The sequence below is a fragment of the Pseudoneobacillus rhizolycopersici genome, from assembly GCF_054786815.1.
In genome coordinates this window covers 1-213 of record NZ_JBTOOE010000297.1, presented here as the reverse complement: position 1 = coordinate 213, position 213 = coordinate 1, and the positions used below count along the sequence as shown (strand labels likewise).

General features: G+C 74.2%; 1 pseudogene. It reads left to right on the top strand.

Annotated features, from left to right (window positions below):
* Positions 1-213 (top strand): annotated as a pseudogene (locus tag ACX9YW_RS23825) (hypothetical protein); the annotation flags it as partial.

Here is a 213-nt window from a genome sequence, read left to right as displayed (position 1 = left end):
CTGATCGAGCGCATCCGGGACCGGGCGGCGGTGATCTTCTCGACGCACGACCCGGCCGATGCCGCCGCCGTCGCCGACACGGCGCTGATCCTCAACCGCGGCGAGGCCGTCGCCTCCGGCGCGCCGGCCGAGCTGACGCGCATCGCGGACGGCCGGGTTTTCGAGATCTGGCTCCCCTCCGACACGCTGCCTGACCCCGCCGAGGTCGAGACC